Source organism: Variovorax defluvii (assembly GCF_039541515.1).
Lineage (GTDB): Bacteria > Pseudomonadota > Gammaproteobacteria > Burkholderiales > Burkholderiaceae_C > Variovorax > Variovorax defluvii.
This window is the reverse complement of sequence record NZ_BAABGJ010000027.1, coordinates 1-26327: the sequence shown is the minus strand read 5'-3', so window position 1 is coordinate 26327 and position 26327 is coordinate 1. Positions and strand designations below refer to the sequence as shown.

At 70.7% G+C, this 26327-nt stretch carries 20 protein-coding genes; 3 read left to right on the top strand and 17 right to left on the bottom strand.

Annotation, left to right across the window (positions count from 1 at the left end; translation table 11 throughout):
- Positions 1-13 precede the first annotated feature (13 nt).
- Positions 14-1297: an ATP-grasp domain-containing protein gene (locus ABEA07_RS13855; RefSeq protein ID WP_345538524.1), complete on the bottom strand. Its 1284-nt coding sequence runs from the start codon at positions 1295-1297 to the stop codon at positions 14-16.
- A 182-nt stretch (positions 1298-1479) separates the two neighbouring features.
- Between ABEA07_RS13855 and ABEA07_RS13850 the strand changes: the two genes are divergently transcribed.
- On the top strand, positions 1480-3084 hold the full coding sequence (locus tag ABEA07_RS13850) for an MFS transporter (RefSeq protein WP_345538523.1): 1605 nt from the start codon (positions 1480-1482) through the stop codon (positions 3082-3084).
- 74 nt (positions 3085-3158) lie between these two features.
- Here the strand turns inward: ABEA07_RS13850 and ABEA07_RS13845 are convergent, their stop codons facing one another.
- The gene (locus ABEA07_RS13845; RefSeq protein WP_425584134.1) at positions 3159-4139 is read right to left on the bottom strand and encodes a phosphate acetyltransferase; all 981 of its coding nucleotides are present in this window, start codon (positions 4137-4139) and stop codon (positions 3159-3161) included.
- A gap of 127 nt (positions 4140-4266) precedes the next feature.
- Here ABEA07_RS13845 and ABEA07_RS13840 point away from each other — a divergent pair, with 127 nt between their 5' ends.
- Positions 4267-5460, top strand: coding sequence for an acetate/propionate family kinase (locus ABEA07_RS13840; RefSeq protein WP_345538522.1), 1194 nt, complete (start codon positions 4267-4269; stop codon positions 5458-5460).
- Positions 5461-5676: 216 nt separating this feature from the next.
- On the opposite strand, the gene ABEA07_RS13835 is transcribed toward ABEA07_RS13840, so the two are convergent.
- Positions 5677-6186: a cupin domain-containing protein gene (locus ABEA07_RS13835; protein WP_345538521.1), complete on the bottom strand. Its 510-nt coding sequence runs from the start codon at positions 6184-6186 to the stop codon at positions 5677-5679.
- Between the two features lie 203 nt (positions 6187-6389).
- On the opposite strand from ABEA07_RS13835, the gene ABEA07_RS13830 reads away from it, so the two are divergent.
- Positions 6390-11390, top strand: a complete 5001-nt coding sequence (locus ABEA07_RS13830) for a sensor histidine kinase (RefSeq protein ID WP_345538519.1) — start codon at positions 6390-6392, stop codon at positions 11388-11390.
- Here ABEA07_RS13830 and ABEA07_RS13825 read toward each other — a convergent pair.
- The 14 genes from ABEA07_RS13825 to ABEA07_RS13760 all read right to left on the bottom strand — a co-directional run bounded on the left by ABEA07_RS13825 (position 11339) and on the right by ABEA07_RS13760 (position 25925).
- Positions 11339-12427, bottom strand: coding sequence for a PAS domain-containing protein (locus ABEA07_RS13825; protein WP_345538518.1), 1089 nt, complete (start codon positions 12425-12427; stop codon positions 11339-11341). The genes ABEA07_RS13830 and ABEA07_RS13825 overlap by 52 nt on opposite strands.
- The gene (locus ABEA07_RS13820; protein WP_345538517.1) at positions 12424-13305 is read right to left on the bottom strand and encodes a sensor histidine kinase; all 882 of its coding nucleotides are present in this window, start codon (positions 13303-13305) and stop codon (positions 12424-12426) included. The genes ABEA07_RS13825 and ABEA07_RS13820 overlap by 4 nt, the downstream gene beginning before the upstream one ends.
- 44 nt (positions 13306-13349) lie before the next feature.
- Positions 13350-14057, bottom strand: a complete 708-nt coding sequence (locus ABEA07_RS13815; RefSeq protein WP_345538516.1) for a response regulator transcription factor — start codon at positions 14055-14057, stop codon at positions 13350-13352.
- A gap of 106 nt (positions 14058-14163) precedes the next feature.
- Positions 14164-14937: an HvfC/BufC family peptide modification chaperone gene (locus tag ABEA07_RS13810; RefSeq protein WP_345538515.1), complete on the bottom strand. Its 774-nt coding sequence runs from the start codon at positions 14935-14937 to the stop codon at positions 14164-14166.
- Complete coding sequence (gene bufB / locus ABEA07_RS13805) at positions 14921-15781, bottom strand: MNIO family bufferin maturase (protein ID WP_345538514.1); 861 nt, start codon at positions 15779-15781, stop codon at positions 14921-14923. Before bufB ends, ABEA07_RS13810 begins: the two co-directional genes overlap by 17 nt.
- Positions 15782-15888: 107 nt before the next feature.
- The gene (locus ABEA07_RS13800) at positions 15889-16881 is read right to left on the bottom strand and encodes a YeeE/YedE thiosulfate transporter family protein (protein WP_345538512.1); all 993 of its coding nucleotides are present in this window, start codon (positions 16879-16881) and stop codon (positions 15889-15891) included.
- A 20-nt stretch (positions 16882-16901) separates the two neighbouring features.
- Positions 16902-18032: a patatin-like phospholipase family protein gene (locus ABEA07_RS13795; RefSeq protein WP_345538510.1), complete on the bottom strand. Its 1131-nt coding sequence runs from the start codon at positions 18030-18032 to the stop codon at positions 16902-16904.
- Between the two features lie 20 nt (positions 18033-18052).
- Complete coding sequence (locus tag ABEA07_RS13790) at positions 18053-18835, bottom strand: 3-hydroxybutyrate dehydrogenase (protein ID WP_345538509.1); 783 nt, start codon at positions 18833-18835, stop codon at positions 18053-18055.
- A 10-nt stretch (positions 18836-18845) separates the two neighbouring features.
- Positions 18846-20174 (bottom strand): NAD(P)/FAD-dependent oxidoreductase, encoded by a 1329-nt coding sequence (locus ABEA07_RS13785; RefSeq protein WP_345538508.1) that lies wholly within the window; start codon positions 20172-20174, stop codon positions 18846-18848.
- Between the two features lie 14 nt (positions 20175-20188).
- A complete protein-coding gene (locus ABEA07_RS13780; protein WP_345538507.1) occupies positions 20189-20683 on the bottom strand; it encodes a DoxX family protein in 495 nt (164 codons plus the stop codon).
- A gap of 16 nt (positions 20684-20699) precedes the next feature.
- The gene (locus ABEA07_RS13775; protein ID WP_345538506.1) at positions 20700-21017 is read right to left on the bottom strand and encodes a BufA1 family periplasmic bufferin-type metallophore; all 318 of its coding nucleotides are present in this window, start codon (positions 21015-21017) and stop codon (positions 20700-20702) included.
- Positions 21018-21192: 175 nt separating this feature from the next.
- A complete protein-coding gene (locus ABEA07_RS13770; protein WP_345538505.1) occupies positions 21193-23346 on the bottom strand; it encodes a hypothetical protein in 2154 nt (717 codons plus the stop codon).
- A 146-nt stretch (positions 23347-23492) separates the two neighbouring features.
- Positions 23493-24500 carry an AraC family transcriptional regulator gene (locus ABEA07_RS13765; RefSeq protein WP_345538503.1) on the bottom strand — a complete coding sequence of 336 codons (1008 nt, stop codon included), beginning with the start codon at positions 24498-24500 and terminating at the stop codon, positions 23493-23495.
- 57 nt (positions 24501-24557) lie between these two features.
- Positions 24558-25925 (bottom strand): MATE family efflux transporter, encoded by a 1368-nt coding sequence (locus tag ABEA07_RS13760; protein ID WP_345538803.1) that lies wholly within the window; start codon positions 25923-25925, stop codon positions 24558-24560.
- Positions 25926-26327: the final 402 nt, after the last annotated feature.

Below are 26327 nucleotides of genomic sequence, written 5' to 3'. Positions count from 1 at the left end.
AGGCCTGGGTCTTTCAAGTCTTGTGCATGAGGAAGAGTTCACCATCGGCCTCCCACCTTCGAATGCGCCAGTAGTCGCTCTCCAGCACTTTTTCGTCGTCGTGCGACAGGTAGGTGATGCCTGCGTTGGTGAAGAGGTCGACCGTTCGCTGAATCCGCATGCCGGGTTGGGGTGCATGAATGAGCGCGCGAAAGGACGTCAGGCTGGACAGTCTTTCCATGCACCTGTTTTCCTTCAGCGTCCCGACGCTTGTCGCGGACAAGGTGACGCAGTGCAGGTGTTTCTTGCGCCTGTAGGGCAGTGCGAACAGCTGGGCGAAGGTGGACGGGCGCACGTGGCGCAGCACCGTGAGCGTGACGTGCGAGTGACCCGTCGCCTCGAGCACGGATTCGTGATCGATCGGTCCCTGCATCCGGGCTGCGGTCTCGATCAGCATCAGCTCGCCTTGATCGGTGAGGAAGAGCTCGGTATGCGACGGTCCTTCCCGGATGCCCAGCGCATCGAGGCATGCCGTCGTGTAGCGGCACAGATCCTTGATGGGGTCGCACTCGGGCGACAGCAGGATTTCCCGGTCGCACACCAGGGGTGCGCCCGCAACGGCGATCTTGTCGTCCTTCCAGACTTCCGAGACGTAGTGCCGACCCTCCATGCTGACCGCGTTCACGATGAACTGCTGGCCATGGATTTTTTCCTGCAACACCACGGCTGTGTTGATGTTTCCCAGCCTGTTGCGCTTGCCGAGGGCCCCGTCGACGGCCGCCGCGACGTCGACGGTGTCATGGCAGAACGTGACGCCATCGGCGCCGCCGCTCGACAGTGGCTTGACGACCACCGGCCAACACTGCAAGGCGTTGGCCCAGGCCAGTGCTTCAGCCATCGTGGCGCACCGGGCCTGCCTCAATGTGGACAGCCCGGATTTCTCGAGCTGCGCGTGCATTTCGTACTTGTCTCTGCGCAGGTGGCTGGTGCGCGGATCGTTTCCGGGCAGTCCGAGCAGGGCGGCCAGTCTGTCCGCCACTTCGACGCCGGTTTCGGTGCCTGCAACGACGCAGAGGAGGTCGAAGCCTCGAAGCTCGGCCGCGATTTCTTCGATGCCGGCGGCATCGGTGACCACGAAGGACCGGATGAAGTCGCCGGGCACGAAGCCGTTCACGAACTCGGCCGGAACGTGAACCGAACTCTGAACGTGGATGCAGGCGACATCGAAGCGACGGAACTCATTGGCCAGGCGGGACCCTGTCGAATAGGCGTCGACGATGACCGCGACTTGCTTTGCAGCATGGCTGGTGGGGCGCAAGCTGTTCTCCGGGTTGTTGAATGCGGCGGATTCTCCGAGCGCTGCTGCGGTGGCGGCAACTACCAGATTTGGTAGTGGCGGGAACTTCCGGTTCGTTGTAGCGGGGTGCCCCGTACCTCCACCGGTAGGAGTCGCCCGTCCTGCGAACGTCACGGACCGCGGTATCCGCTCATACTGGCGCCATGACCCAGATCGGCAAGCCTCCGGGCGATGACGCCCTGATCCGCCATGGCTGCGATGCCGCGCCATGCCCGACGTCCGCCAGGCCCTGGGTGCTGGCCGCGGCCATCATCGGCTCGAGCATGGCCTTCATCGACGGCACGGTGGTGAACGTGGCGCTGCCCGCCATTCAGCGCGATCTGCAGGCCACGGCCTTCCAGGCGCAGTGGGTGGTGGAGTCCTATGCGCTCTTCCTGGCCGCGCTGCTGCTGGTGGGTGGGTCGCTGGGCGATCTGTTCGGGCGCCGGCGTATCTTCGCGCTGGGCGTCGTGGTGTTCGCCCTGGCCTCGGTGGGTTGCGCCCTGGCGGCCAGCGTGCAGCAGCTCATCGCCGCGCGAGCGGTGCAGGGCATCGGCGGTGCCCTTCTGGTGCCGGGCAGCCTGTCGCTGATCAGTTCGAATTTCGAGGAGAAGGAACGGGGCCGCGCGATCGGCACCTGGTCCGGCGCGAGCGGCATCACGGCCGCCATCGGCCCGGTGCTGGGCGGCTTCCTGGTGGACCACTATTCATGGATCTGGGCCTTCCTGATCAATGTGCCGATGGCGCTGGCGGTGCTGTGGATCGTGTGGCGCCACGTGCCCGAAAGCCGAGGCAGCGCCGCCGGCAGCAAACTCGACGCTGGGGGCGCGCTGCTCGCGACCGCGGCATTGGGCGGCATCGTCTACGCCTTCATCGAGGCCCCGACGCAAGGCTGGCGCTCGGGTGCCGTGCTGGCGGCGCTGGCCATCGGCGTCGTCGCCAGCCTGCTCTTCGTGGCCGTGGAGCGGCGCGTGCGCGCGCCGATGTTGCCGCTGAATCTGCTGCGCATCGGCAACTTCGGCGGGGCCAACCTGCTGACCTTGCTGCTGTACGCCGCGCTGGGCGGCGGGCTGTACTTCCTGCCGCTGAACCTCATCCAGGTGCAGGGCTACTCCGCGACCGTGGCGGGCGCGGCCTTGCTGCCCTTCATCCTGATCATGTTCGCGCTCTCGGGCTGGGCCGGGCAACTGGTCGATCGCTTCGGTCCGCGCCTTCCGCTGGTGGTGGGGCCGAGCATCGCCGCCGTGGGCTTTGCGCTGTTCGCGCTGCCGGGCGTGGGCGTCAACTACTGGACGGCCTTTTTTCCCGCGGTGGTCGTGCTGGGCTTCGGCATGACGGTCACCGTGGCGCCGCTCACCACGACCGTGATGAATTCGGTCGGACCGGAAGCGGCGGGCGTCGCCTCGGGCGTCAACAATGCGGTGTCGCGCGCGGCCTCGGTGCTGGCCATCGCGGTGTTCGGAGTGGTGATGGCGGCGGTGTTCGATGCGGTGCTGGCGGAGGGCTTGGAGCAAGCGGGTGCCTCGGCGCAGGCCAGCGCATTTCTCGAGGAGCAGCGCAGCAGGCTTGCGGGGGCCGATATGCCGCAGGGCATCGATGCAGCCACGGCGGCAAGCCTCAAGGGCGCCGTGGCGGGCGCCTTCGTCGCAGGCTTCCGGTGGGTGATGCTGATCTGCGCAGGTCTGGCGCTGTTGAGTGCGCTAAGTGCGTGGGTGATGATCGGACGCGGGCCGGACAGGCAAGGCGTGTCTGTGGTCTCGCGTCCTTAGTTCGCCGCGGGCCGAGGTAGCGCGCGCGTCCTTGCGGCCGTCCGGAGCTGGCGTGGTGTGAGCCGGGTGGCGGCTCAGCCCACCGCCTTGATGAGGCGCTCGCGCGCTGCCTTGACCACCATCGACGCGAGCGCGCAGGAGGCCAGCCGCGCCGGCTCCGAATCGGCCCGGCTGGTCAGGATGATCGGCACCTTCGCGCCCAGTACGATGCCCGCGGCATAGGCGCCCGCGAGGAAGCTCAGGCTCTTGGCCAGCATGTTGCCGGCGTCGAGCTGCGGCACGATCAGCACGTTGGCATGCCCTGCCACCGGCGAGACGATGCCCTTGATGCGCGCGGCCTCGGGATCGATGGCGTTGTCCATGGCCAGCGGGCCGTCGAGTTGCGCACCGGTGATCTGCCCACGATCGGCCATCTTGCACAGGGCCGCCGCGTCGAGGGTGGAGGGCACCTTGGGGTTGACCGTTTCCATCGCCGAAAGCAGGGCCACGCGCACGGCCGGCAGTCGCAGCGCATGAGCGAGGTCGATCGCGTTCTGCACGATATCGACCTTTTCTTCCAGCGTCGGCGCGATGTTGATGGCGGCGTCCGAGATGATCAGCGGCTGCGCATGGCCGGGCACGTCCATCACGAAGCAGTGGCTGATGCGGCGCGCGGTGCGCAGGCCGCCTTCGCGGCGCACCACCGCCGCCATCAGCTCGTCGGTGTGCAGGCTGCCCTTCATCAGGGCGTCGACCTCGCCCCGCAGCGCCATCGCGACCGCGGCGTCGGCCGCCGCATGGCTGTGCGGCGCATCGACGATGGGGAGGTCCGCGAGCGAGATCTGCAAGGCGCCGGCCGCGGCCTCGATCTTCGCGCGCGGCCCGACCAGCACGGGCGTGACGAGGCCGAGCCGCGCCGATTCCAACACGGCCTGCAGCGCGACCTCGTTGGCCGGGTGCACCACCGCCACGCGCAGCGGTGGCAACTCCCGTGCGGCGGCAATCAGGCGGTCGTAGTGGGGATGGGTGGCGGCGGGAGTGGAGGGCTGGTGCATCGCGTGAATACTTGAGTCGATTCGAGGGTGGGGCAAAGTCACGATCACGCAGATGGTGCATGCTGCGATGCAACAGATCAAGCCCGCCGCCGATGACGACCTTTCACGTGCCTTTTCCGAATCATGCCGCCACCTGCGGAGCGACAGCATGAACGAGGGCATGGTGGCTGTTGCCAATGCGGGCTCGTCGAGCCTGAAGTTCTCGCTTTACCGTTCGCAGGGGGAGGTGCTGGCGCCCGTGCTGCGCGGCGTGGTCGAGGAGATCGACACCGCGCCGCGCTTCGTTGCACGCGATCCGGCGGGCCGCGTGCTCGCGCAACGCGAGTGGGGCAGTGGCGAGACCCTCGGGCACGATGCGGCGCTGCGGCACGTGATCGGCGTCGTGCGTGAGCTCATGCCGGGCATCGCCCTGCGCGGCATCGGCCACCGCGTGGTCCACGGCGGCATGGACTTCGCCCAGCCCGTGCGCATCACGCCGGAGGTCGTGAGCCGGCTCGAGGCCCTGTCGCCGCTGGCGCCGTTGCACCAGCCCAGCAACCTGGCGGCGGTGCGCCTGGCCTTCGATCTGCTGCCGGGCGTGCCGCAGGTCGCCTGCTTCGACACCGCCTTTCACCGCAGCAATTCGGAGCTGGCGCAGATGTTCGCCCTGCCGATGTCGTTGTATGACGCCGGCGTGCGTCGCTACGGCTTTCACGGGCTGTCCTACGAATACATCGCGACGCGCCTTCCGGTGGTCGCGCCCATGCTGGCCCAGGGCCGCGTCATCGCACTGCACCTGGGCAACGGCGCCAGCCTGTGCGCGCTGCAGGGCGGGCGCAGCATCGCCAGCACGATGGGCTTCACCGCGCTGGACGGCCTGCCCATGGGCACCCGCTGCGGCAACATCGACCCGGGCGTGCTGCTGTACCTGATGAACGAGCGCGGCATGGATGCGCGTGCCATCGAGCAACTGCTGTACCGCGAGTCGGGTCTGCTGGGCGTGTCCGGCGTGTCGAGCGACATGCGCGTGCTGCTGGCGAGCGAAGCGCCGCGCGCGCGGCTGGCGGTCGACCTCTTCGTGCACCGCATCGTGCGCGAGATCGGCTCGCTGGCCGCGGCGCTGGGCGGCCTGGACGGGCTGGTGTTCACTGCCGGCATCGGCGAGCACGCCGCCGAGATCCGCCGCCGCGTCGGCGCCGGCGTGGCGTGGATGGGCCTCGCGATCGACGAGGAGGCCAACGCGGCGGGCGGGCCGTGCATCAGCACGGCGGCGAGTCATTGCTCGGCCTGGGTGATCCCGACCGACGAAGAGCTCATGATCGCGCGCCATACCGTGGGCACCCTGTCGAATACCCCGACGTGAGTGCCCCTCTGAAAGCAGGCGGTCGCTGATGCCGTACCGGCGCTGCAACGATGCCGGCAGGCGGCCCACCGTGCAGCGACCGATGAGCCGGCGTCTGTCCGCACCGGCGCTCAGGCCAGGATCGGCGGCAGCCGGCGTCCGACCCTGCGCCGCCGGCTGCGGCGCAGCCGATGCAGGCATCTCGGGGCCGCGAGGGGGTATGCGGGATGTGCCATGTCACATCTCGTGCGGGTCCATCTGCATGCCCGTGGGGAACAGGTCCACCGAGATCAGCACGGCCGTGCTGCTGCCGGTGTTCTTCCACCAATGCGAGGTGCCGTTCCTCTCCGGGGCTACGTCGCCGGCCCGGTGCAGGATAGGCGCCGCGCAGTTGCTCGCGTACTCGACCACTTCGCCGGAGACGATGTAGATCATCGCCGGGCGCTCGTTGTGGCTGTGCCAGGGCACGATGCCGCCGGGCTTCATCTCGAGCTGGCGCAGGCGGAACAGTCGCCCCGCCAGTGCCAGCGGCTCCTTCGACAGGTCGGTGCTGTAGCGCACCACGTCGGTGACGTCCTTGGGCATGCTGGGGCCGGGCTTCTGACCCTGGCCGTCCGCGACGCGCATGTCGGCCGGGCATTCGCCGGCGTGGGCGGCCGGCGCCAGCATGCCGAAGGCGGCGGCGGTCAGCATGGCGAGGAGGGCGGGGCGCCACGGCAGGCGGCGCGGGGGATGGGCGATGTGCATGTGGGTTCTCCTGGAAGCGAAGGGTTGATGAGGGTCGGATCGCCGTTCGGCGGCTCCGAGGCGCACTGTGATCGCCGGGCCTCACGCCACGGTCTCCCAAAGTTCACGCTTTGATCACGCATTGCCAGACGGGGCCGATCGGGCGCACAGTCCGCGTGGCAAGAACCGGAAGGACCGGAAGGACTGGGAAGAGGAAAGACACCATGGGCCCGACGCTCGACGTGCAAGGCAGCCTGCCGCAGGCATTGCGCCTGGGCGCGCAGCTGGCCATGGCGCTGGCCGAGCTGCACGCGCGGGGCCGGGTGCATCTCGGGCTGTGCCCCGAGGCCGTGGTGATCGATCCCGCCACGGGCAGCGCGAGCCTGCTCGATGCGCAGGGCAGCGCGACCGCGCCGGCACGCCTGCGCCATGCCGCGCCCGAGCAGACCGGCCGCACCGGCGACAAGCCCGATCCGCGCAGCGACCTCTATGCCCTCGGCGCGTTGCTCTACGGCACGCTGACGGGCCGGCCGCTGTTCGACGCCGACGACGCCATGGCGCTGATCCATGCGCAGCTCGCGGTCGCGCCGGTCGCACCGGCCGTGCTGTCGCCCGCGATCCCACAGCCGGTCTCGGACCTCGTGATGAAGCTGCTGGCCAAGTCGCCCGCCGATCGCTACCAGAGCGCGGCGGGCCTGGCGGAGGACCTGCTGTTCTGTGAGCGTGAATGGACGGCGCATGGCCGCATCCCGCCCTTCGTGCCCGGCCTGCGCGACCCCGCGCAGCGCCCGGCCATCCCCGCGAAGCTCTACGGCCGCGACGAACAACAGGCGCTGCTGCGCGCCGCCTGCGCCCGCGTGCGCGACCCGCAGGCGCGGCCCGGCATGCTGCTGGTGGACGGCTTTCCCGGCGTCGGCAAGACGGCCCTGGTGCTGGCCCTGTGCCGTCCGCTGGTGCGCCCCGGCGGCTACTTCGTCGCGGGCAAGTTCGATCAGGTGGTGCGCGGCGTGCCCTTCGGCGCGCTGATCCAGGCCTTTCGCGAACTGGTGCGGCAGATGCTCACCGAGAGCGAGGCCCGGCTGCTGCAATGGCGTGAAAGCCTGCAGCAGGCCCTGGCGCCCAACGCCGGCGTCCTGGCGCAGGTGATCCCCGAGATCGGCTTCATCCTCGGCGAGCCGGCGCCGCCCGTGCCGCTGGCGCCGACCGAGGCGCAGAACCGCTTCCAGCGCGTGCTGCGCCACTTCATCGCCGCGGTGGCGCGGCCGTCGCATCCGCTGGTGATCTTCCTGGACGACCTGCAGTGGGCCGACGCGGCAACGCTGGACCTGCTGGCGCCGCTGCTGGACAGCCCGGACATCCGCGGCTTGCTGCTGGTCGGCGCCTGCCGCGACAACGAGCCCGATGCGCCGCGCCGCCTGGCGCCGGTGCTGGACGCGCTGGAGGCTGCCGGCGTGCCGGTGCAGCGGCTCACGCTCGGGCCACTGCGCCTGCCCGAGCTGAGCGCCCTGGTCGCCGACATGCTCGGCGCCGGACCCGGCGAGGCCCTGCCGCTGGCCCGGCTGGCGCTGGAAAAAACGGGCGGCAATCCCTTGTTCGTGCACCAGTTCCTCCGCAGCCTGGAACGCGAGGGACATTTCCGCTTCGACATGGACGCGCAGCATTGGGTCTACCGCATCGAAGCCATCGCGCAGGCCCCGCCGGCGGAGGACGTGGTCGCGCTGATGACGCGCAACATCCGGCGCCTGCCGAGCCGCTCGCAGTACGCGCTGACGCTGGCGGCCTGCATCGGCAACCGCTTCGACGTGCAGACGCTGTCGCTGATCTGCGAGCAGCCGCGTGCGGCCACGGAAGACGACCTGGCCCAGGCCATGGCCGAGGGGCTGATCGTGCCGGTGCCGCCGGCCGCGCGGCAGGACGAGGCGAACCGGCGCGAGGCGGCGCCGGCCTGGGCCTTCCTGCACGACCGGGTGCAGCAGGCCGCCTATGCGCTGATCCCGCCCGCGCGCAAGCCCATGCTGCATCTGCGCATCGGCCGCCTGCTGCGCGCGCAGGCCGGCGAGGCGCCGGCGCAGCAGGCGCTGTTCGACATCGTTCACCACCTCGACCGCGGGCGCGGCCTGATCGACGATCCGGGCGAGCGGCATGCGCTCGCGCAGTTGAACCTGCGCGCCGGGCGCGAGGCCAAGTCCTCGACCGCGTACGAGGCGGCACGTGCCTTCTTCGGCGCCGGCCTCGAGCTGCTCGACGAGACGCAGTGGGCGGCCGACCATGCGCTGTGCTTCGCGCTGCAGCTGGAGGCCGTGGAAAGCGAATACCTGTGCGGCCGCTTCGAATCGGCGCAGCCGCAGTACCGTCAACTGCTGCAGCGTGCCGCGAGCGCCGTCGAGCGGGCGCAGGTCCACCAGCTGCAGAGCGTGCAGCACGAACACATGGCCCGCTACGCGCAGGCCCTGGCCAGCACGCGCGACGGGCTGGCGCCCTTCGGCGTGCAGTTGCCCGACACCCCCGCCGGCACCGCGCAGGCGCTGGCGCAGGAGATGGCGCGCATCGCCGGGTTGCTGGGCGAACGGCCGATCGCCTCGCTGGCCGAACTGCCGGTCATGCACGACCCGGAGGTCCGCATCGTGATGCGCATGCTCACGGGCATCTGGGCCTCGGCCTACCTGCTCGGCGACCCGACCCTCGCGCGGCTGATCTCGGCCATCCTGGTGCGCCTGTCGCTGGAACATGGCAACGCCGAGGAATCGGCCTACGGCTACGTCACGCACGCCATCACCGTCGGGGCGGTGCAGCGCAGCTTCCGCAGCGCCTACGAATTCGGCAGCCTGGCGCTGGCCGTCAACCAGCGCTTCGGCGACACGCGGCTGCGCGCCAAGATCTACCAGCAATTCCATGCGCACGTGAACTTCTGGTGCCGCCCCTTCGCCAGCGGCGTGCCCTACGCGCGCGAGGCCTGCCGCAGCGGGCTGGAGAGCGGCGACTTCCTCTACGCGGCCTATGGCGCCGGCACCGAACTCTGGGCGGCCTTTCCCGGCTGTCCGGAACTGGGGGCGTTCGTCGATGAATACGCGTCCCGCGTGGCCACGATCCTCGAACTGAAGAACCAGGGTTTCGCCGATGCGACACAGCTCCTGCTGCAATGGGCACGCGCGCTGCAAGGCCGAACGCGCGGCCCGCTGTCCCTGTCGGACGAGGGCTTCGAGGAGGAAGGCTACGGCCGCCGCTACAGAGACCATCCGTTCTTCGCCAGCTTCCACGCCATGGCCCGGCTGCACCTGTGCTGCCTGTTGGGCACGCCGGCCGAGGCGGTGGCGGCGGGGCGCATCGCCGGCGCCACGGTGCAGCACCTTGCCGGCACCCTCTGGCCGGTGATGCATGCCTTCTGGCATGCGTTCGCGCTGGCCGTGTGGCATCCGCAAGCGCCAGCCTCCGATCGGGACGCGGTGCGTGCCCAGGTCGCCCGGGCGCACGCCGAATTCGCCGTGCTGGCGGGCCACTGCCCCGAGAACTTCCGCTGCCAGGCGTTGTTGCTGGCCGCCGAACTGGCCCGCATCGACGGCGACTTCGGCATCGCGGTCGGATTCCAGGAACAGGCCATCGAATTCGCGGCCCGGCACGATTCGCTGCTGCAGCTGCGTGCCCTGGCCAGCGAGCGGCACGCGGCCCTGCGCGAGGCGCGCGGCGAATCCGCGCTGGCCGCGCTCCACCTGGCCGAGGCGCGCGCCTGCTATGCGCGCTGGGGCGCGGCGGCGAAGGTCGCGCAGCTCGAGGCCCTGCACCCCTGGCTGCGTCCCGCCCGGGCGGCGTCCGATGCGGCCAGGATGCCGGCGGCCGCGGCCGCGCTGCCGGCCGGCGCGTCCGTGGAGGGCCTGGACCTCGACAGCGTGATGAAGGCGGCGCAGGCCATCGCGGCCGAGGTGGAACTCGAGCGGCTGCCGGCGCGCCTGATCGACATCGCGATCGAGAACGCCGGCGCGGACCGGGGCAGCCTGGTGCTGGAGGGCGAGAACGAGGACGAGCCGATGGTGCATGCCGCCGGCGCCGCGCAGGGCGTGGATGCGCGCGGCACGCCGCTGTCGGCCTCGGGCAGCGTGCCGGCCGGCATCGTCCACTACGTGCGCCGCACCGGCGAGAGCGTGGTACTCGCCGATGCGGCGGCCGACGACCGCTTCGGCAGCGACCCCTACATCCAGCGCCGACGACCGCGCTCGGCGATGTGCGTGGCCGTCCAGAAGCAGGGCCGGCTGGCCGGCGTGCTGTACCTGGAGAACAGCCAACTGGCCGGCGCCTTCACCGCACAGCGCATCCTGGTCGTGCGGACGCTCGCCACGCAGGCCGCGGTCGCGCTGGAGAACGCAGGCCTGTTCCAGGGCCTGCGGCGCGAGATCGGCGAGCACCGGGGCGCGCGGCAGGAACTGGCCGCGGCCCTGGCCGAAGTCCGACGGCTCAAGGAAGACCTGGAGGCCGAGAACGTCTACCTGCGCAGCGAGCTGATCGCCAACGTCTCGCACGACCTGCGCACGCCGCTGGCTGCGCTGCGCGGCTACCTGGAGATGCTGGCCGGCCGCGGCGAAGAACTGCCGGCGGCCACGCGGTGCAGCTACGCCGGAATCGCGCTGCGCCAGAGCGAACACCTGGCCACCCTGGTCGACGAGCTGTTCGAGCTCGCCAAGCTGGACTTCAAGGGCGTGCAGCTCGCGCGCGAGACCTTCCGGCTGCCCGATCTCGCGGGCGACGTGCTGCAGAAATTCCAGCTGGCCGCCGACCGCCAGCAGGTGGCGCTGCGCATCGAGGCCGCGCCGGGCCTGCCGATGGTGGATGCCGACCTCGGCCTGGTGGAGCGCGTGCTCGACAACCTGATCGGCAACGCGCTGCGCCACACGCCGGCCGGGGGCACGGTGAGCGTGCTGCTGCGTCCGCAGGCGGGGCGGGCGCTGGTCTGCGTGGCCGACACCGGCGAGGGCATCGCCGACGAGGCGCTGCCCTTCATCTTCGATCGCTTCTATCGCGCGGGCCGCGACGGCGCGCGCGGCGGCGCCGGGCTGGGCCTGGCGATCGCCAAGCGCATCGTGGAGCTGCACGAGGGCGAGCTGCAGGTGCAGAGCAGCCCCGGCGAAGGCTGCCGCTTCAGCTTCGACCTTCCCGCGGCGACGCGGCTGCGCCGCGAGGCGGTTCAGGAAGCCAGCGCGCCCGGCACCTTCTCGCCCAGGCGTGCCAGCGCCTGAAGCCGCTCCAGCTCCGCGGCCGCGCGGGCCAGGAAGATGCGGTAGACCGACTCGACCATCACCTCGTCGCCCAGCGGCGCGCGATGGCGGAAGGCCAGGTGGCCCAGCATGCGGCCGTCGCTCGCGATGATCGGCAGACCCAGGTAGGACTCCCATCCGGCCTCGCGTGGGAAGGCCTGCGCCAGGCCGCTGCGGTGCAGCGTGGCCCGTTCCTCGCGGATCACGGTCTCGCAGGGCGTGCCGGCCAGCGCGAACTCGAAGTTGTCGGCCAGGGTCCCGTCCACCCAGTAGGCCAGCGTGCGCACCCGCGTGGGCGGGTGGTCGGCGCACTCGGCGACGAAGGCGCAGTCCAGCCCCAGCGCCCGCGCGAAGTGCCGCACCATCGCCGGGAAGAAGGCCTCGCCCACCGCACCGGCCGTGCCGTCCGCGACCGCCTGCAGCACCTGGGAGACGCGGCGCAGCTGCGTGACGTCGGTGTCCTGCCCGATCACGCGATAGGGCGTGCCGCCGGCGCGCCGCAGCGCGACACCGCGCGACAGCACCCAGCGCACGCTGCCGTCCTTGTGCAGCAGGCGCAGCTCGCAATCGAAGCGGGTGTCGGCCGGGGCGCCATCGGCGGGCAGCAGGCGCGCCAGCGCCGCGTCCAGCGCGGCGCGGTCGTCCGGATGCACGCGCGAGCGCCAGCCTTGCAGGTCGCCGGGGACTTCGTCCGCATCGAAGCCCAGCATGCTCTTCCAGCGCGGCGACAGCTCGACGCGACCGCTGGCCAGGTCCCAGTCCCACATGCCGTCCTGGCTGCCGCGCAGGGCGGCGGTGTAGCGTTCCTCGCTGGCGCGCAGCGCGGCCTCCGCCGCGGCACGCGCGGCCTCGGCCTGCTCGATGGCGCTGCGCTGCTGCGACACCCGCTGCTCGAGCCGGGCCAGCCGCTCGCTCCATTCGACGCGGCGCCGCCCTTCCAGGTGCAGCACCCAGGCGGCGAGGCCGGCGAGCAGCACCAGCCCGATGGCGATGGCCACTGGCGCGATCCATGCATTCATGCGTCCGCTCCCTCCATGAGCCGGTGCGCGGCCGCCCGGGCCGGCGGCGCGAGCGGCAGGTCGAAGCTCAGGCAGGCGCCGGCGCCGGCCACGCTGGCGGCGGCCAGTTCGCCGCCGTGCAGGCGCACGATGCGGCGCGCGATGGCGAGCCCGAGGCCGCCGCGCCCGCCGGGCAGTGCGCGGTCGGCATGGTCGTAGCGGTCGAAGATGCCGTCCATCTGGTCGGCCGGGATGCCGCTACCGGTGTCGCGCACGACGATGCGGGCACGGTGCGCGTCGCGGCCGAACTCGATGCTCACCGTGCCGCCGGCCGGTGTGTGGCGCAAGGCGTTGTCCAGCAGGTTCTCGAGCACGCGCTCGACCATGCCGATGTCGGCCAGCGCGCGCACGTCGGCCGCCGCGCCGTCGCCGGCCACGGCGCGCAGCGCGATCCCGCGCCGGCGCGCATCCAGGCCGAACTTGAGCGCCACGTCCTGCGCCAGCTCGGCCACCGAGAAAGGCTCGGGCTGGGGCCGCGCCTCCTCGCCTTCCAGCTGGCTCAGCTCGAACAGGTCGTCCACCAGGCGGCCCAGGCGCTCGCTGTGGCGCACCGCTGTCTCCAGGTAGTTGCGCTCCTCCTCGGGCGGCAGGCTGCCGTGCCGCAACAGCAGCAGTTCCAGGTAGCCGCGCATGGAGGCCAGCGGGGTGCGCAAGTCGTGCGACACGTTGGCCAGCAGCTCGCGCCGCCGCCGGGTGCCGCGTTCGAGTTCGGCCAGTTGGTCATCGATGCGCAGCGACATCCGCTCCACCTGCGCCGACAGCGCCCGCAGGCGCCGTGCGCAGTGCCAGTAAACGGCCAGCGCCGCCAGCGCCGCGGGGGCGGCGCCGACGATCAACATGTAGAGGCTTTGCACGATGGGTAGACGCTGGCCCGTGGCGCCGTTCAGCGTTCCGCGAATCTGTAGCCGACGCCCCAGACGGTCTGGATGTAGTCGGGGTTGCCGGGATCGCGCTCGATCTTGTTGCGCAGCCGGTTGATGTGCGAATTGACCGTGTGCTCGTAGCCGCTGTGGCTGTAGCCCCAGACCTGGTCGAGCAGCTGTGCGCGCGTGTGGACGCGGCCGGGGCTGCGTGCGAAGTAAGCCAGCAGCTCGAATTCCTTGGCGGTGAGGTCGAGCCGCCGGCCGTCGAGCAGGGCCTCGTGGCGCTGCAGGTCGATGCGCAGGCCGCCGGCCTCGATCGGCTGCTGCGCCTGCTGCGCGCGCTCGGCCGTGGCCTGCTGCAGGTCGGCGCGGCGGAACACCGCCTTCACCCGCGCCGCCAGCTCGAGCATGCTGAAGGGCTTGGTCAGGTAATCGTCGGCGCCCAGTTCCAGGCCGAGCACGCGGTCGAGCTCGGAGGACTTGGCCGTGAGCATCAGGATCGGCGTGTAGTGCGGCAGGGCGCGCAGGCGGCGGCAGATCTGCAGGCCGTCCATGCGCGGCAGCATGAGGTCGAGGATGACCAGGTCGTAGTGGCCTGCCTCGCCCTCGGCCAGGCCGGAAACGCCGTCGGTCATGAGGCGGCACTCGCAGTCGAGCTCGGCCAGCTGGAGGGTCACGAGGCGGCCGATGTCGGGGTCGTCTTCGATCACGAGGACGCGGCGGGGCATGGGAGTGCCTTCGGGGTTGGCTGCGATGCTCGCCGCGAGAGCGGCGGCTCCAGGACATTCCGGGCGCTGTCTTGCGCCCGCACATTCAAGGTCCACGCAGGCTGTCTCACGTCGCCATCCCGGTGAACAGCCCGAGTGCCAGGTGCCGGCCCAAGGCACCGCCGATGTCGAAAGCGCCATCGAGGTCGAGCGCACGGGCGCAGGCCTCCCCCAGGCCGGCCCCCTCGTGCAGCGCACAGAGCCAGCGCAGCTCCGCGTCACCCAGCGGCACGAAGACGACCTCCAGCGCCTGCTGCATCACCAGCAGCCGCACGCCCCCTTCGGCCAGCGAAACGGTCTCGGTCTCGTCCGCGCCCGGCTGGTTGGCCAGCCAGATTCGCAGCACCGGGTAGGGCGAGCACAGAAAGCGCGCCGAAGGTTGCAGCGAAAGGCGCAGACCGGGCTGGGCGTCGAGCGGAACCGCCGCCAGGCTCGCGGGCCAAAGAGGGGGCAGCGCCGCCTCGTGATAGGCCCGGTGCACGGCCCATTCGAGCGCAGCCACGTCCGGCAGGTAAGGCAGTTCGAACGCCGGCGCCCAGGCACGCAGGAAGGCCGGGAAGTCCACGCCGAACTCGTGCAGATCGCCGGAGCGCGAGGGGTGCAAGCCGATGCAGGCGCGGGCCGCCTGGCGGAAGAAGGCGGTGCCGACCAGCCGCTCGCTCACCGGATAGACCGCGCGCAGCGCCGCCACCAGGCTCTCCACCATGTTGTTGCGATAGATGGCCAGTCGCCGCGTGGCGGGCAGGGCGCCGGGCCGAACCAGGTGTGTGGCCGCGGCCAGGTCGCCGCGCCGCAGCAGCGCGTTCATCATGCGGACCTGGGTGTCAGGCAGCGCAAGCATGAAGCGCCTCCATCATCGTCGCGCGGGCCTTGTCGGCCTCGGCCGCCAGGGCGGGCAGCGGGGGCAGGTCGGCATCCCACTCGATCAGCGTGGGCACGGGGCCGAAGCGCTCGACGGCTGCGGCATAGAGCCCCCACACCGCGTCGGCGACCGGGGCGCTGTGCGTGTCGATCAGGATCTCGGCGCCGTCGTCGAGCACGTTGCGCGTGAAGCCGGCCAGGTGCATCTCCTGGACCGCTGCGCGCGGCATCGCGTCGATGTAGTGCAGGGGATCGAAGCCCAGGTTGTGCGCACTGACGTGGATGTTGTTGACGTCCAGCAGCACGCCGCAGCCGCTGCGTGCAGCCACCTCGGCCAGGAATTCCCATTCGGGTACGGTGGACTGCACGTAGTCCAGGTAGGCCGAGAGGTTCTCCAGCAGGATCGGCCGGCCGAGGAAGTCCTGCACCTGCTGCACCCGGGCGACCACGTGGGCGAGGGCCTCCTCGGTGTAGGGCAGCGGCAGCAGGTCGTTGGCATGCACGCCGCCGACCGAGGTCCAGCACAGGTGGTCGGAGACCAGGGCCGGCTCGAGCAGGTGGACCAGCTCTGCCAGGCGCGCGAGGTGCCGTTCGCACAGCGGGTCGACCGAGCCGATCGACAGGCCCACGCCGTGCAGGCTCAGGGCGTGGCTCTCGCGCGCCGACAGGAGGAAGTGCAGGGGCTTGCCACCGCGGCCGAAGTAGTTTTCGCTGTGCGCCTCGATGAAGCCCACGGGCGGCCTGGTCTCGGTGAACTCGCGCCAGTGCTCGGGCCGAAGGCCGATGCCGGTGCGTCCGGATAGAGAGGATGGCGAGGGCTGCATGCGGCTCTCCTGTGCGGGTCCACGTCCGCGGTGGGGGACGCTCGAAATTCTAGGCAGCCACCCGGCGCCGCTGGCGCCCGTGACCGATTTGTGAAGATTGCGGCGCATCACGGCTTCATCCGCGCAGCCCGCAGTGCGCGCAGCATGTGCGGTATGGGCAGGTGCCTGGACGTCAGCAGCGCCGCGCCGATGCTCAGGCACATCAGGCCGAAGGCCGCCCAGGCATAGGGCCACAGCAGCGGCATCCCCACCAGGATCAGCCCGTCGTTGCCGCCCGGGATCAGCAGGCTGCCCCAGCCCATCAGCCATCCGCCGGCCAGGCGGCGCAGCCCCTGCGCCGGTGCGATGGTGCCGCCGCGCAGACGCCGGACGCCGCGGCCGCCCCAGATCGCCCCCAGCAGCAGCGCGGCCAGCAATGCGGTGCGTGCGCCGATGCCGGCGGCCATGCCGCGCGCCAGCTCTGCCAGCACCTCCGTGTAGGCCCATGCGCCCGCGACCAGCAGCATGAGCACGAAGCTGATGCCGATGACGGTGGTGGCCGCATGCGGCGACCAGAGGCACTCGGCCAAGGCGCGCCGCGTGCGAGCCCGGCGCAGCGGCGCCAGCAGGCGCCAGGCCGCGAACACGAGGAAGGGCAGTACGGCCCAGGCCGGCGATGCCAGCACCGGCGATCCCCCGGCCAGCGGATGGTGGGGCGCCGTGCCGAACAGCGGCCTCACGCTCAGGCAGCCGAGGTAGAAGCCCAGCGGCGTCAGCGCGAAGCTCCATTCACCGGAACCCAGGCGCGCGACGGTCCCGAAGACACAGGCGCGGTTGACCCAGGCGCCGAGCCCGAGCAGCGCGCCGCCGGCCAGGGTCCAGCGGTCGAGCGCGAAGCCTTCGGGCATGGCCGGCAGCATGTCCAGGGCGCGGGCCAGCAGGAGGCCTCCGGTCACCCACAGGGAGGCCTCGGCCAAGGCCAGCAGGCGCCGCGCGCTGCGCTGGTCGACGATCTCCTCGACCGCCGCGACGGTGCAGGTGCCGCCGCGCTGGATGGCGAAGCCCATCACGCCCGCGCACAGCAGGGCGAGCACGAATGCGAGTGGTGTGATCGGGCCCATGGTCGCCTCCCGTGTTCCGTTCAGTAGTGCTCGATCACACCCTCGATGGGGTCGGCGTTCGCCTCGCGCCAGGGCGCGCGCTCGATCATGCGCATCGTGTCGTCGTGGCCGGCCTGGCGGCGGATGCGGATGCCGGCCGGCGTGAAGTCGATGTCCTTCGTGTGGTCCTCGCCCTCGACGCGGGGCGCCAGCAGGTGCGCCACGTGCATGGTGGTCCAGCAACCCCAGGCCGCCAGCGCGGCGACCTTCGGGTCGGTGCGGCGGGATGCCGGGACCTGCTTTTGCAGCTCTCGGATGACGTGGCGCAGCCGGTGGATCTGCTTCTGTCGCGCGATGTGGCTGTCGGCCCGGCTGGCGAATTGGATGTCCTTCTGGCGGGCCATCACCTCCCGGATCGACTCGGGCTCCGGGGCCGTCTGGTGCCAGACGTTGACGGCGAAGATCAGCGAGTCCCGGCGCGGCTTGTCGTCGAGCACCGCCTCGATCGGCGTGTTCGAGTAGATGCCGCCGTCCCAGTAGGGCTGGCCGTCGATGCGCACGGCCGGAAAGGCGGGCGGCAGCGCGCCGGAGGCCATGACGTGCTCGACCCCCAGTCGTTCCTTGCGGGTGTCGAAATAGCGCATCTCGCCGCTGCATGCGTTGACCGCGCCGACGGTGATGCGCGTGTGGCACTGGCAGAGGTATTCGAAGTCCACCAGCGACTCCAGCGTGGCGCGCAGCGGTGCAGTGCTGTAGTAGGAGGCCGCTTCCGCGCCCAGCTGTGCGTTCACGCCGCGCAGGGCGTGCAGGTTGGGCGTGAAGAAGTCCGGGATGCCGCGCATCACCGTCGACATGTTCGACACCAGGTTGCCCAGACCCATCCAGTCGGGCCAGCGCAGGGTGGGCGCGTGCGCCTGCATCATCTGCCAGAAGCTGTCGAGCCGCTCCATGCGGTGCTTGGGCGGGTTGCCGGCGATCAGCGCGGCGTTGATGGCGCCGATGGAGGTGCCGATCACCCAGTCGGGCTCGATGCCCGCCTCGTGCAGCGCCTGGTACACGCCGGCCTGGTAGGCGCCCAGCGCGCCTCCGCCCTGCAGCACCAGCACCACCTGGCCGGGCAGCGCTTCATTGCTGCGGGCGGCGGCGGGGCGCGGCTTGGTTGCGTTGACCATGATGGACGCTCCGCCCGGGGTCAATGCAGCGTCCAGCCGCCGTCCATGGCCAGCGCGGTGCCGGTCATGGACGCTGCTGCATCGGAAGCCAGGAACACGGCCAGCGCCGCCAGCTCCTCCACCTCGACGAAGGACTTGCGCGCCTGGTGGGAGAGCATCACCTCGCGCACCACCTGCTCGGGCGGGATGTTGTGGGCCCTGGCCTGGTCGGCGATCTGCTGCTCGACCAGGGGCGTCTTCACGTAGCCGGGGCAGATGGTGTTGGAGGTGATGCCGAACTCGGCCAGCTCCACCGCCACGGTTTTCGACAGCCCGACCAGCCCGTGCTTGGCCGCCACGTAGGCCGACTTGAAGGGCGAGGCCGTGAGCCCGTGGGCGGAGGCCACGTTGATGATGCGGCCGAAGCGCCGCGCCTTCATGCCGGGCGCGGCGGCCTTGATCACGTGGAAGGCCGAGGACAGGTTGATCGCCATCACCGCGTCCCATCGTTCGTCGGCGAATTCCTCGATCGGCGCGACGTGCTGGATGCCCGCGTTGTTGACCACGATGTCGACCTTGCCGAAGGCGGTCTCGGCGGCGGCGATCATGGCGCGCACCTCTTCCGGGCGGCTCACGTCGGCCGTGCTGTAGCGCACCCGGGTGCCGAACTGGCGCTGCATCTCGCCGCGCGTGAATTCGATCTCGGCCGGGTTGCCGAAGCCGTTGAGCATGATGTCGGCGCCGCTGCGCGCCAGGGCGCGGGCGATGCCCAGGCCGATGCCGCTGGTGGAGCCGGTGACGACGGCGGATTTGTGCTGGAGCATGACGGTCTCCTCAGGGTTGGGGTTGGATGCGGGACAGGGGCTCGGCGCTGCGCGCGGGTTCCGCGTCGGCTTCCGAGGTGCGGGTGAAGCGCAGGTGGGTGATGTCCGCGGGGAACAGCATCCCCCAGGTCCATTCGACCCAGATGCGCAGCTTGCGGCCGGCGGTGGGCATGCGCCAGAGGTAATAGGCGCGCCACAGCAGCCAGGCCGGCAGGCCGTGCAGGCGCAGGCCGAACACGCTGGCCACGCCCTTGAGGTGGCCGGTGGTGGCCATCATGCCCCGGGACACGTGGTGAAAGGCCTGCGTCGGGCGGCCCTCGATGCAGGCCGTCAGGTTGCGCGCCAGCGCGCGGGCCTGCGCCACGGCGAACTGCGCGGTGGGCGGCGCGAAGGCATGGGTCGCCTCGTTGCGCACCAGGGCGCAATCGCCCAGCGCCCAGAGGCCCGGCTGGCCGCAGACCGACATGTCGTCGCCGGTCTGGATGCGTCCGCGCAGGCGCGGCAGCGGCAGGGCGTCGAGCAGCGGGTTGGGCCGGGTGCCGACGGTGCAGATGACGGTGGCGGCGTCCAGCCGCTCGCCGCCGGCGAGGCGCACGCCGTCCGCGTCCACTTCGGCGGCGAGGGCGTTCAGCCGCACCGCGATGCCGCGCCGGCGCATCGAGCGCGCCGCGGCCTGGCCGAGCGAATCGGGCAGTTCGGCCAGCAGGCGGCCGCCGCCTTCGATCACGCTCACCTGCAGCTCCTGCGGCCGCACCTGCGGGTAATAGCGCGCGGCGCTGCGCAGGAAGTCGGCCAGGGCGCCGGCCACCTCCACGCCGGAGAAGCCGCCGCCGAGCACCACGAAATGCCCCAGGCGCCGGCGCTCGGCCGGGTCGCGCTCGAGTTCGATGCGGGCGATGCGCTGCAGCACCCGATTACGGATGAACAGGGCATCGCCGACCAGCTTGAGCGGCAGCGCGTGCTGCTCCAGCCCCGGCACCAGGCCCAGGTGGGCCCGCGTGCCGAAGGCCAGCACGAGGTGCTCGTAGGCGATCTCCTGCGGGCCCGCCAGTGTGTGCGCCATCACGCGGTGCCGCACGGCGTCGATGCCCGTCACGCGGCCCATCACGAAGCGGCTCGCCTCGCCGGGCCGCAGCATCTGGCGGATCGGCGCCACCACGTGCTCCGGGAACACCGAGGCGCCCACCACCTCGGCCAGCATCGGGTTGAAGGTGGTGTAGCTCTCTTCGCTGACCAGCACCACCTGCCAGCCGGACGGCAGGCGCGGCGCCAGGGCGCGCGCCAGGGTCGTGCCGGCGAAGCCGCCGCCGACGATCACGATGTTCCTTGGGTCGGGCATGGCGCGCTCCCGGCTCAGCGGCGGCCCGTGAGCCGCGCGAGGAGATGATCCAGCGAGATCTTCCCCGGTCCGTGCAGCAGGCTCACCAGCAGCAGGAGGCCCCAGGTCTGGTGGTCGCGCAGGCCTGCCGCGCCCAGGTCCGGGTAGGAGATCACCGCCACGATGTTGAAGACGAACAGCACCCCGGCCGAGAAGCGGGCGCACAGGCCGATCGCCAGCAGTACCGGGAAGATCAGCTCGACGCCGGTGCCCAGCCAGGCCGCGACTTCGGGCGAGAGCAGGGGCACCGCGTACTCGTTCTCGAACAGGGCGAGGGTCGAGCTCCAGGTCGCGATCTTGGTCAGGCCGGACTGGAAGAAGATGGCCGCGGCGAACAGCCGCACCGCCAGGTCGGCCAGCGGCGCCAGGGCCTGCAGGCCGCGGTGGGCCGCGTCTACTCGTGCGGCGAGTTGCCGCGCCAGGCCGGCGCGCGGGGCATGCGCGCCGGGCAGGGATGCCGTGGAGTCCACGATCGGCTCCCTGGCCTCAGCCCTTCTTCGCCGCGCCGGCAGCGGCAGCGGCGCCGCCGTGCACGTTCTCGGGCTTGTTCGTCACCATGCCGCCCGCGATGCGCGCGCAGGTGCCCTTGGCGACGTAGATCCAGGCCTCGGGGTCGCGGTCCACGGTGGAGGTGCCGGCGCAGGCGCTCTTGCTGGTGCCGCAGTCGTTCTGGCCGGCCTTGACGATGCCGGCGCACTTCTCGGTCTGCGCCTTCTGCGCCAGGGCGCCGGTGCTGGCGGCGGCCAGACCCAGGGCGAGCAGGCCGGCGAGAGTGCGGTGGGTGCGGGGATGCTGTGCGTTCATGTGAATCTCCAGTCGTGGGTTGAAATGAAGCGGGGTGGGACCGGGTGCGATGCATGGCCGCATCGCTGCACCTGTCCCTGGAAGCCAGTCTGGCTCCCGCGCTTCACGCGCCCATCAACGAAGATTCACGAAATGGTCACGATGACCCGCCCTGCGGGTTTGTTCACAGCTCCTGTCAGCGGCCGATGGCGTCGTCGAATGCGGGAGAGGCCGTCAGGCCGCCGGTCTTGACGGTCATCCAGCCCATGTCGGCCGGCAAAGTCGGCACGGCGATGCGCTTGTTGTAAGGCGCCACGTTGCCCGCCGCGTCGAAGGGGAAGGCGGTGCCGTAGCTCACCAGGTCGCCGCCGAAGGCATCGGTGTAGCCGAGCGCGTTGGTATAGAAGGTCAGGTAGGTCTTCTTGTCGGTCGTGCCGGCGACGGTCGTGAGCCTCTCGTCGAGCAAGTCCTCGGACAGCAGCGCGGGGCTGAGCTTGAAGAGCCGGCCGACGGCGTCGATCGAGCCATTCAACACGAGCGAGTTGCCTTCCAGGGCGTTGCCTTTGAACGGAATGTTGCCGCTGCCGCTCCAGGTCGTCGTGATGATGCCGCCGGCGTTGGTGCCCGACGCGCGATAGCTCACCTTGGTGTCCGACGCCGGGACGAAGGTCCGCGTGCCCCGCAGGAGCGTGCCGTCCACTTCCTTGCGCAGTTCGTGGGCATCGCCGCGCACGTGCAGGTCGACCGTCACGGTGCTGGTCAGCGTGCCGGTGGTGCCCGGGTAGGGCACGGTTTCGTAGACGTAGTCGACCTTGCCGCGCCACGAGGTGAGAACACGCTTGTTGCTGGTGCGGTCGCGGGCCTTCACCACCACCTCGCCCAGCGAGCCCGGCGGATCGTTCTCGCCGGTCGGCAGCTCGACCTCGATCCTGTCGTCGCCCCACTGGCTGACCGCGACCTGCGTGCCGCCCACGCTCACTTCGCCGGCCTGGGTGCCGAAGTTGCCGTGAACGAACATCTTGTCCTTCCACCCCGCCTCGAGTTCCGTGATCACCGGATTGGTCAGATCGAAGCCGTTGCCGAAGCGCTTCACGAAGGCGGGCGAGCCGCCCGGTTCGCCGCTCGGCGTGACCAGCAGGTTGCTGGTGTACGCGACCCCGCCTTCCTCGTAGCCACGCTTGCCGAGATAGTCCCAGACCGCGTCGAGGTCGAAGGCGCGGTTCGGCGGGTCTTTCGGGTCCACCTTGTCGGCGGCGGTCATGCGGTCGAACATCACCTTCATCGCCATGTGCCCGACGTCGTTCGAGCTGCCGGCCCAGCCGATGATGGTGCCGGCGCCCGCATCGGTCAGGGCGCTGCGGAAGCCGGCCGCTTCCTCGCTGCCGCTGTCGCAGGAGAGCATGACGACCAGCGAGTTGGGCGAGAAGTTCAGATGCTTGCGCACGAAGGCGGCGGTGACGCCGTAGCGCGGCCGCTGTTGGTCCTGGAAGACCTCGCGCAACAGGTTGCGGCTGCGGTGGTAGATGAGTTCGCCGGCGTCGAGCTCGGCTTGGTAGCGCTTGTCGAGGTCGTCGCTCGTGAGGGTTTCGGTGATCACGCCGAACTCCTTTCCGAACAGCGGGCCGATGACGGCCGAATGCGCGGTGAGGTACAGGATGCCGATCGCCGACCCCTTGAGCGACATCAGCGCGTCGACCGTCAGGTCGCGCTGAGGCGCGATCTTCCAGCCGCGTTCCTGGAGCATGTCGGCGACCTCGGTCTGCGTGGCCTTGCCGTAGTTGAAGGTGCCCTGGTCGTCCGCTGCCAGGAAGACGGCGGTGTCGCTGCCCGGCACTTCGCCCTTGGCGTTGGCGGCGGCGGTCTTGAGCGCCGCGCGGTCACCCGCGCGTTCGGTGGACTTGGCGAGCTTGCCGATCGAAAGCGGACGCGGCAGCGGCCGCAGGTTGTCCGTGTACAGGAACTGGCGCCCGTCCTTGAAGCGCGCCCAGAGGGCGTCGTTGCCGATTTCGGCTTCCTGGTATTCGGGCTGCGCGAGCACGTAGGCCTTGAGCTCTTCCCAGGGCTTCGATGCGCCGCTGTCCAGCAGCGCCTGGTACTTCTGCGCCACCCGCAGGGTGGAGGCGGAACGCTCGTCGACGCTCATCGTGGCGGCGCCCGACGGGTTGGGATTGGCGCCGGTGTCGGGGCCGGCGCTGCCTTGAGGCCACGCGATGGGCAGGCCGCCGCCACCGCCCCCGCCGCCGCAGCCGACGAGGATGGCGACCGTGAAGGCGAGAAGGCATCGGGCCGCGCGGCGGCCGGCGGAAGGTCGAAGTCCGCGAGGAGAAGGAAATGGAAAGGTGTGCTGCATGAAGATGGAACGCCCGCATCGGGCCCGGCTGGCTGAAACAAGCGGCGCAGCTTAGGTGCCTCGCCTTGCTTTCAGGGCCGGTGCGTCCCACCGGCGAACGCAGGGAACGAAGATCCGTACGGTCGGCTGTGTGCGGCGGCACCAGCCTAGGCCGCGGCCTCGGGCGTGCCTTCCTCTGCGCCCCCCGCCCGGGGCGCGTGCCCCATCACGCGCTTGTAGGCCCGCGCAAGGTTCGCGCCGGACGCATAGCCGACCCGGTGGGCGAGTTCGTCCAGCGTGAGGCGCTCCCCGCGCAGGATCCTCGCGGCCAGGTGCACGCGCCACTGCGCCAGGTAGGCCATGGCGCCCATGCCCGTCTGCGCCTGGAACCGTACGGCGAAGGCGGTGCGGCCGAGGTGGCACTCGGCCGCCAGCGCTTCCAGCGTCCAGGGATGCCGGGGGCGCGTGTGGATCGCGTGCAAGGCCGCCGACATGCGTGCATCGCGGGAGGGCGCCGCGGCCCTTGCGCCGGCGCGCGGCGCGGCGCCGGCGTCGAGGTGATTCAACACGACCTGCCGCAGCAGCGTGTTGACCGCCTGGTCCATGCCGACGCCGCGGCCGCCGGTGCGCATGCTCGACAGGCGCTGCAGCATCTCCGTCAGCGCCGGCATGAAGTCGGTGGGTGCCGCATCGGCGCGCCGCACGTGCAGCAGGGAGGGCAGTTGGGCGAAGAGGGGGTTCGTCGCCAGCTCATGGCTCCAGAAGAAGCTGCCGCAGACCACGGTCTCGTCCAGGCCGGCCTTGCCTCGCGCGTCGCCCTCGCCGGTGGCATCGACTTCCAGCGTGTAATGGCGGCCGCGCCGACCGATCTCGCGGCGCAACAGGTCCTCGAACGTGCTGGGCGCGCCATGCGCGCCCTCGCTCACGCGATGGGCGCCGCCATGCGGCAGGAACACGATGTCACCATCTTCCACCTTCACCGATGCGCGCAGGCCCGGGATCTCGAGGCGGCAGGGCCGGCCGCTGAAGACGTACAGAGGGGCGCGCCGGCGGCTGTCGATGCGGATGGCGAAATCCCGGCCGATGCGGATGTTGAAGCTCAGGATCGGATCGACGGAAATGGTGTCGACGAGCGCCTCGTGCGCGCCGGGATGGGACAGGTCTCGGATGGGCATCGGTCGGTCGAATCGGTCCTCGAAGGAAGAGAAGAGTGGAATGCACCGCGGGCTCGTTCAGATCAGCCGTGTGATCGCCTTCCTGCGCCACACCAGCCGGTAGTAGCTCGCCTGCAGCGTCAGCATCGCCGTGAAGGCCACCGGGTACGAGACCCAGATGCCGTCGAGACCCATGCGGCGGCTCAGCCACCAGGCCACCGGCACTTCGATGAATGCGATGCAGAAGATCGAGATCGAGGTCGGCACCAGCACCGAGCCGCTCGCGCGCATGATGCCCGACAGCGCCGCGCCCATGCCGAAGATCACCGTGCTCCACAACATGATGTGCAGCAGCGTCTGCGCCACCTCGATCACCGGCTCGCTGGTGATGAAGAAGCCCATCAGCGGCCGCGAGAACAGGTAGCCCAGCAGCACCAGCCCGCCGGTGAGGACCACGTTCATCATCAGCGCCGTGCGGGCGATGGCGCCCAGGCGCTTGACCTCGCCGGCGCCGATGGCCTGCGCGCCCAGCACCGAGGCCGCGATGGCGATCGAGATGGCCGGGAATTGCACGTAGGCCACGACCTGGTTCACCGCGCCGTAGGCCGCCGTGGCCTCGGAGCCGTAGGCGTTGACGAAAGAGAGCAGGGCGAGCTCGGCCATCGAGACCACGATCATCTGCACGCCGGTGGGCACGCCCACCTTGAGCACGGCCTTCAGCAGCGCGGGCCGCACGCGCAGATGGCGCACGAATGCGGCGTCGGGGGCGAGCGGGCTCTTCTTGCGCCGCAGGTGGAAGGCCAGCCACGCGGTGGCGACCACGAAGGAGATCACGGTGGCCCAGGCGCCGCTGGCCACGCCCAGCGTCGGCAGGCCGAACCAGCCACGGATGAGCGCCGGCGTGATGACCAGGCCCAGCCCGGTGGAGATCATCAGCGTGTACAGCGGCGCCACCGTGTCGCCCACGCCGCGCAGCATGGCGGTGGAGAGCAGAAACACGAACAGGCCCGGCATCGCGATCAGGATGATGCGTGCATAGGTGGTGGCGTCGTCCAGGATGTCGGGCGGCGTGCCCAGCGCCCGGAGCATCGGCTCGGTGAAGGCGCCGCCGAACACGGCGACGGCCAGTCCGAAGAGCACGCCCACCGTCAGCGTGGTGCCGGCCACGGCGCGCGCCTTCTCGGGCTCGCGCGCACCCCAGGCCTGGCCGATCAGCACCGAGGCGCCCGCGCCCAGGCCGATGGTGAAGGCGATGAAGAAGAACATCACCGGGAAGAAGCTGGACACGGCCGCCAGTGCGCCCACGCCGATCATCTGGCCGAGGTAGACGTTGTTGAGCGTGCCCGAGAGCGACTGCAGGATGTTGCTCAGGAACATGGGCAACAGGAAGAGCAGGAAGGTCTTCCAGAGCGGCCGCGAGGCCATGGCGGCAGCGCGCGGGTCCATGCGGGAGGACACCGGCGGTGGCACCGGGTCCGCCACCGTGGCCGGCGGGGCGACGACCTCGCCGGCGCACTCCACGTCCTCGGGTTCCAGCGGCGGGGCAGGGACGCTGCGGTTCACTGGAGTACCTCCGCCTTTGAGTTCGGTGCCATTCGCCTTCGGAGGGGCCGTGCGGCTCTTCGGGTTGGCTCTTGACGGACGCTGTTTTGTACCCTCTTGCTCTGGGAGAGGGTGAGGGCACTGGGGCTTTGTTTTGGCCTTGCTTGTTGGGGGGCGCAGGAGCCTTGAATTTGGCTCTTGGGCCCTTGTTTTGGCCTTGCTTGTTGGTTGGCGCAGGAGCCGGGAATTCGCCCCGGCGGGCGAGTTACTTTCTTTGTCTCGCCAAAGAAAGTAACCAAAGAAAGG

Coding starts and splice junctions, on each gene's coding strand:
- ABEA07_RS13850 (WP_345538523.1), top strand. CDS start 1,480: ATGACCCAGATCGGCAAGCCTCCGGGCGATGACGCCCTGATCCGCCAT.
- ABEA07_RS13840 (WP_345538522.1), top strand. CDS start 4,267: ATGAACGAGGGCATGGTGGCTGTTGCCAATGCGGGCTCGTCGAGCCTG.
- ABEA07_RS13835 (WP_345538521.1), bottom strand. CDS start 6,186: ATGCACATCGCCCATCCCCCGCGCCGCCTGCCGTGGCGCCCCGCCCTC.
- ABEA07_RS13830 (WP_345538519.1), top strand. CDS start 6,390: ATGGGCCCGACGCTCGACGTGCAAGGCAGCCTGCCGCAGGCATTGCGC.
- ABEA07_RS13825 (WP_345538518.1), bottom strand. CDS start 12,427: ATGAATGCATGGATCGCGCCAGTGGCCATCGCCATCGGGCTGGTGCTG.
- ABEA07_RS13820 (WP_345538517.1), bottom strand. CDS start 13,305: ATGTTGATCGTCGGCGCCGCCCCCGCGGCGCTGGCGGCGCTGGCCGTT.
- ABEA07_RS13815 (WP_345538516.1), bottom strand. CDS start 14,057: ATGCCCCGCCGCGTCCTCGTGATCGAAGACGACCCCGACATCGGCCGC.
- ABEA07_RS13810 (WP_345538515.1), bottom strand. CDS start 14,937: ATGCTTGCGCTGCCTGACACCCAGGTCCGCATGATGAACGCGCTGCTG.
- bufB (WP_345538514.1), bottom strand. CDS start 15,781: ATGCAGCCCTCGCCATCCTCTCTATCCGGACGCACCGGCATCGGCCTT.
- ABEA07_RS13800 (WP_345538512.1), bottom strand. CDS start 16,881: ATGGGCCCGATCACACCACTCGCATTCGTGCTCGCCCTGCTGTGCGCG.
- ABEA07_RS13795 (WP_345538510.1), bottom strand. CDS start 18,032: ATGGTCAACGCAACCAAGCCGCGCCCCGCCGCCGCCCGCAGCAATGAA.
- ABEA07_RS13790 (WP_345538509.1), bottom strand. CDS start 18,835: ATGCTCCAGCACAAATCCGCCGTCGTCACCGGCTCCACCAGCGGCATC.
- ABEA07_RS13785 (WP_345538508.1), bottom strand. CDS start 20,174: ATGCCCGACCCAAGGAACATCGTGATCGTCGGCGGCGGCTTCGCCGGC.
- ABEA07_RS13775 (WP_345538506.1), bottom strand. CDS start 21,017: ATGAACGCACAGCATCCCCGCACCCACCGCACTCTCGCCGGCCTGCTC.
- ABEA07_RS13770 (WP_345538505.1), bottom strand. CDS start 23,346: ATGCAGCACACCTTTCCATTTCCTTCTCCTCGCGGACTTCGACCTTCC.
- ABEA07_RS13765 (WP_345538503.1), bottom strand. CDS start 24,500: ATGCCCATCCGAGACCTGTCCCATCCCGGCGCGCACGAGGCGCTCGTC.
- ABEA07_RS13760 (WP_345538803.1), bottom strand. CDS start 25,925: ATGGACCCGCGCGCTGCCGCCATGGCCTCGCGGCCGCTCTGGAAGACC.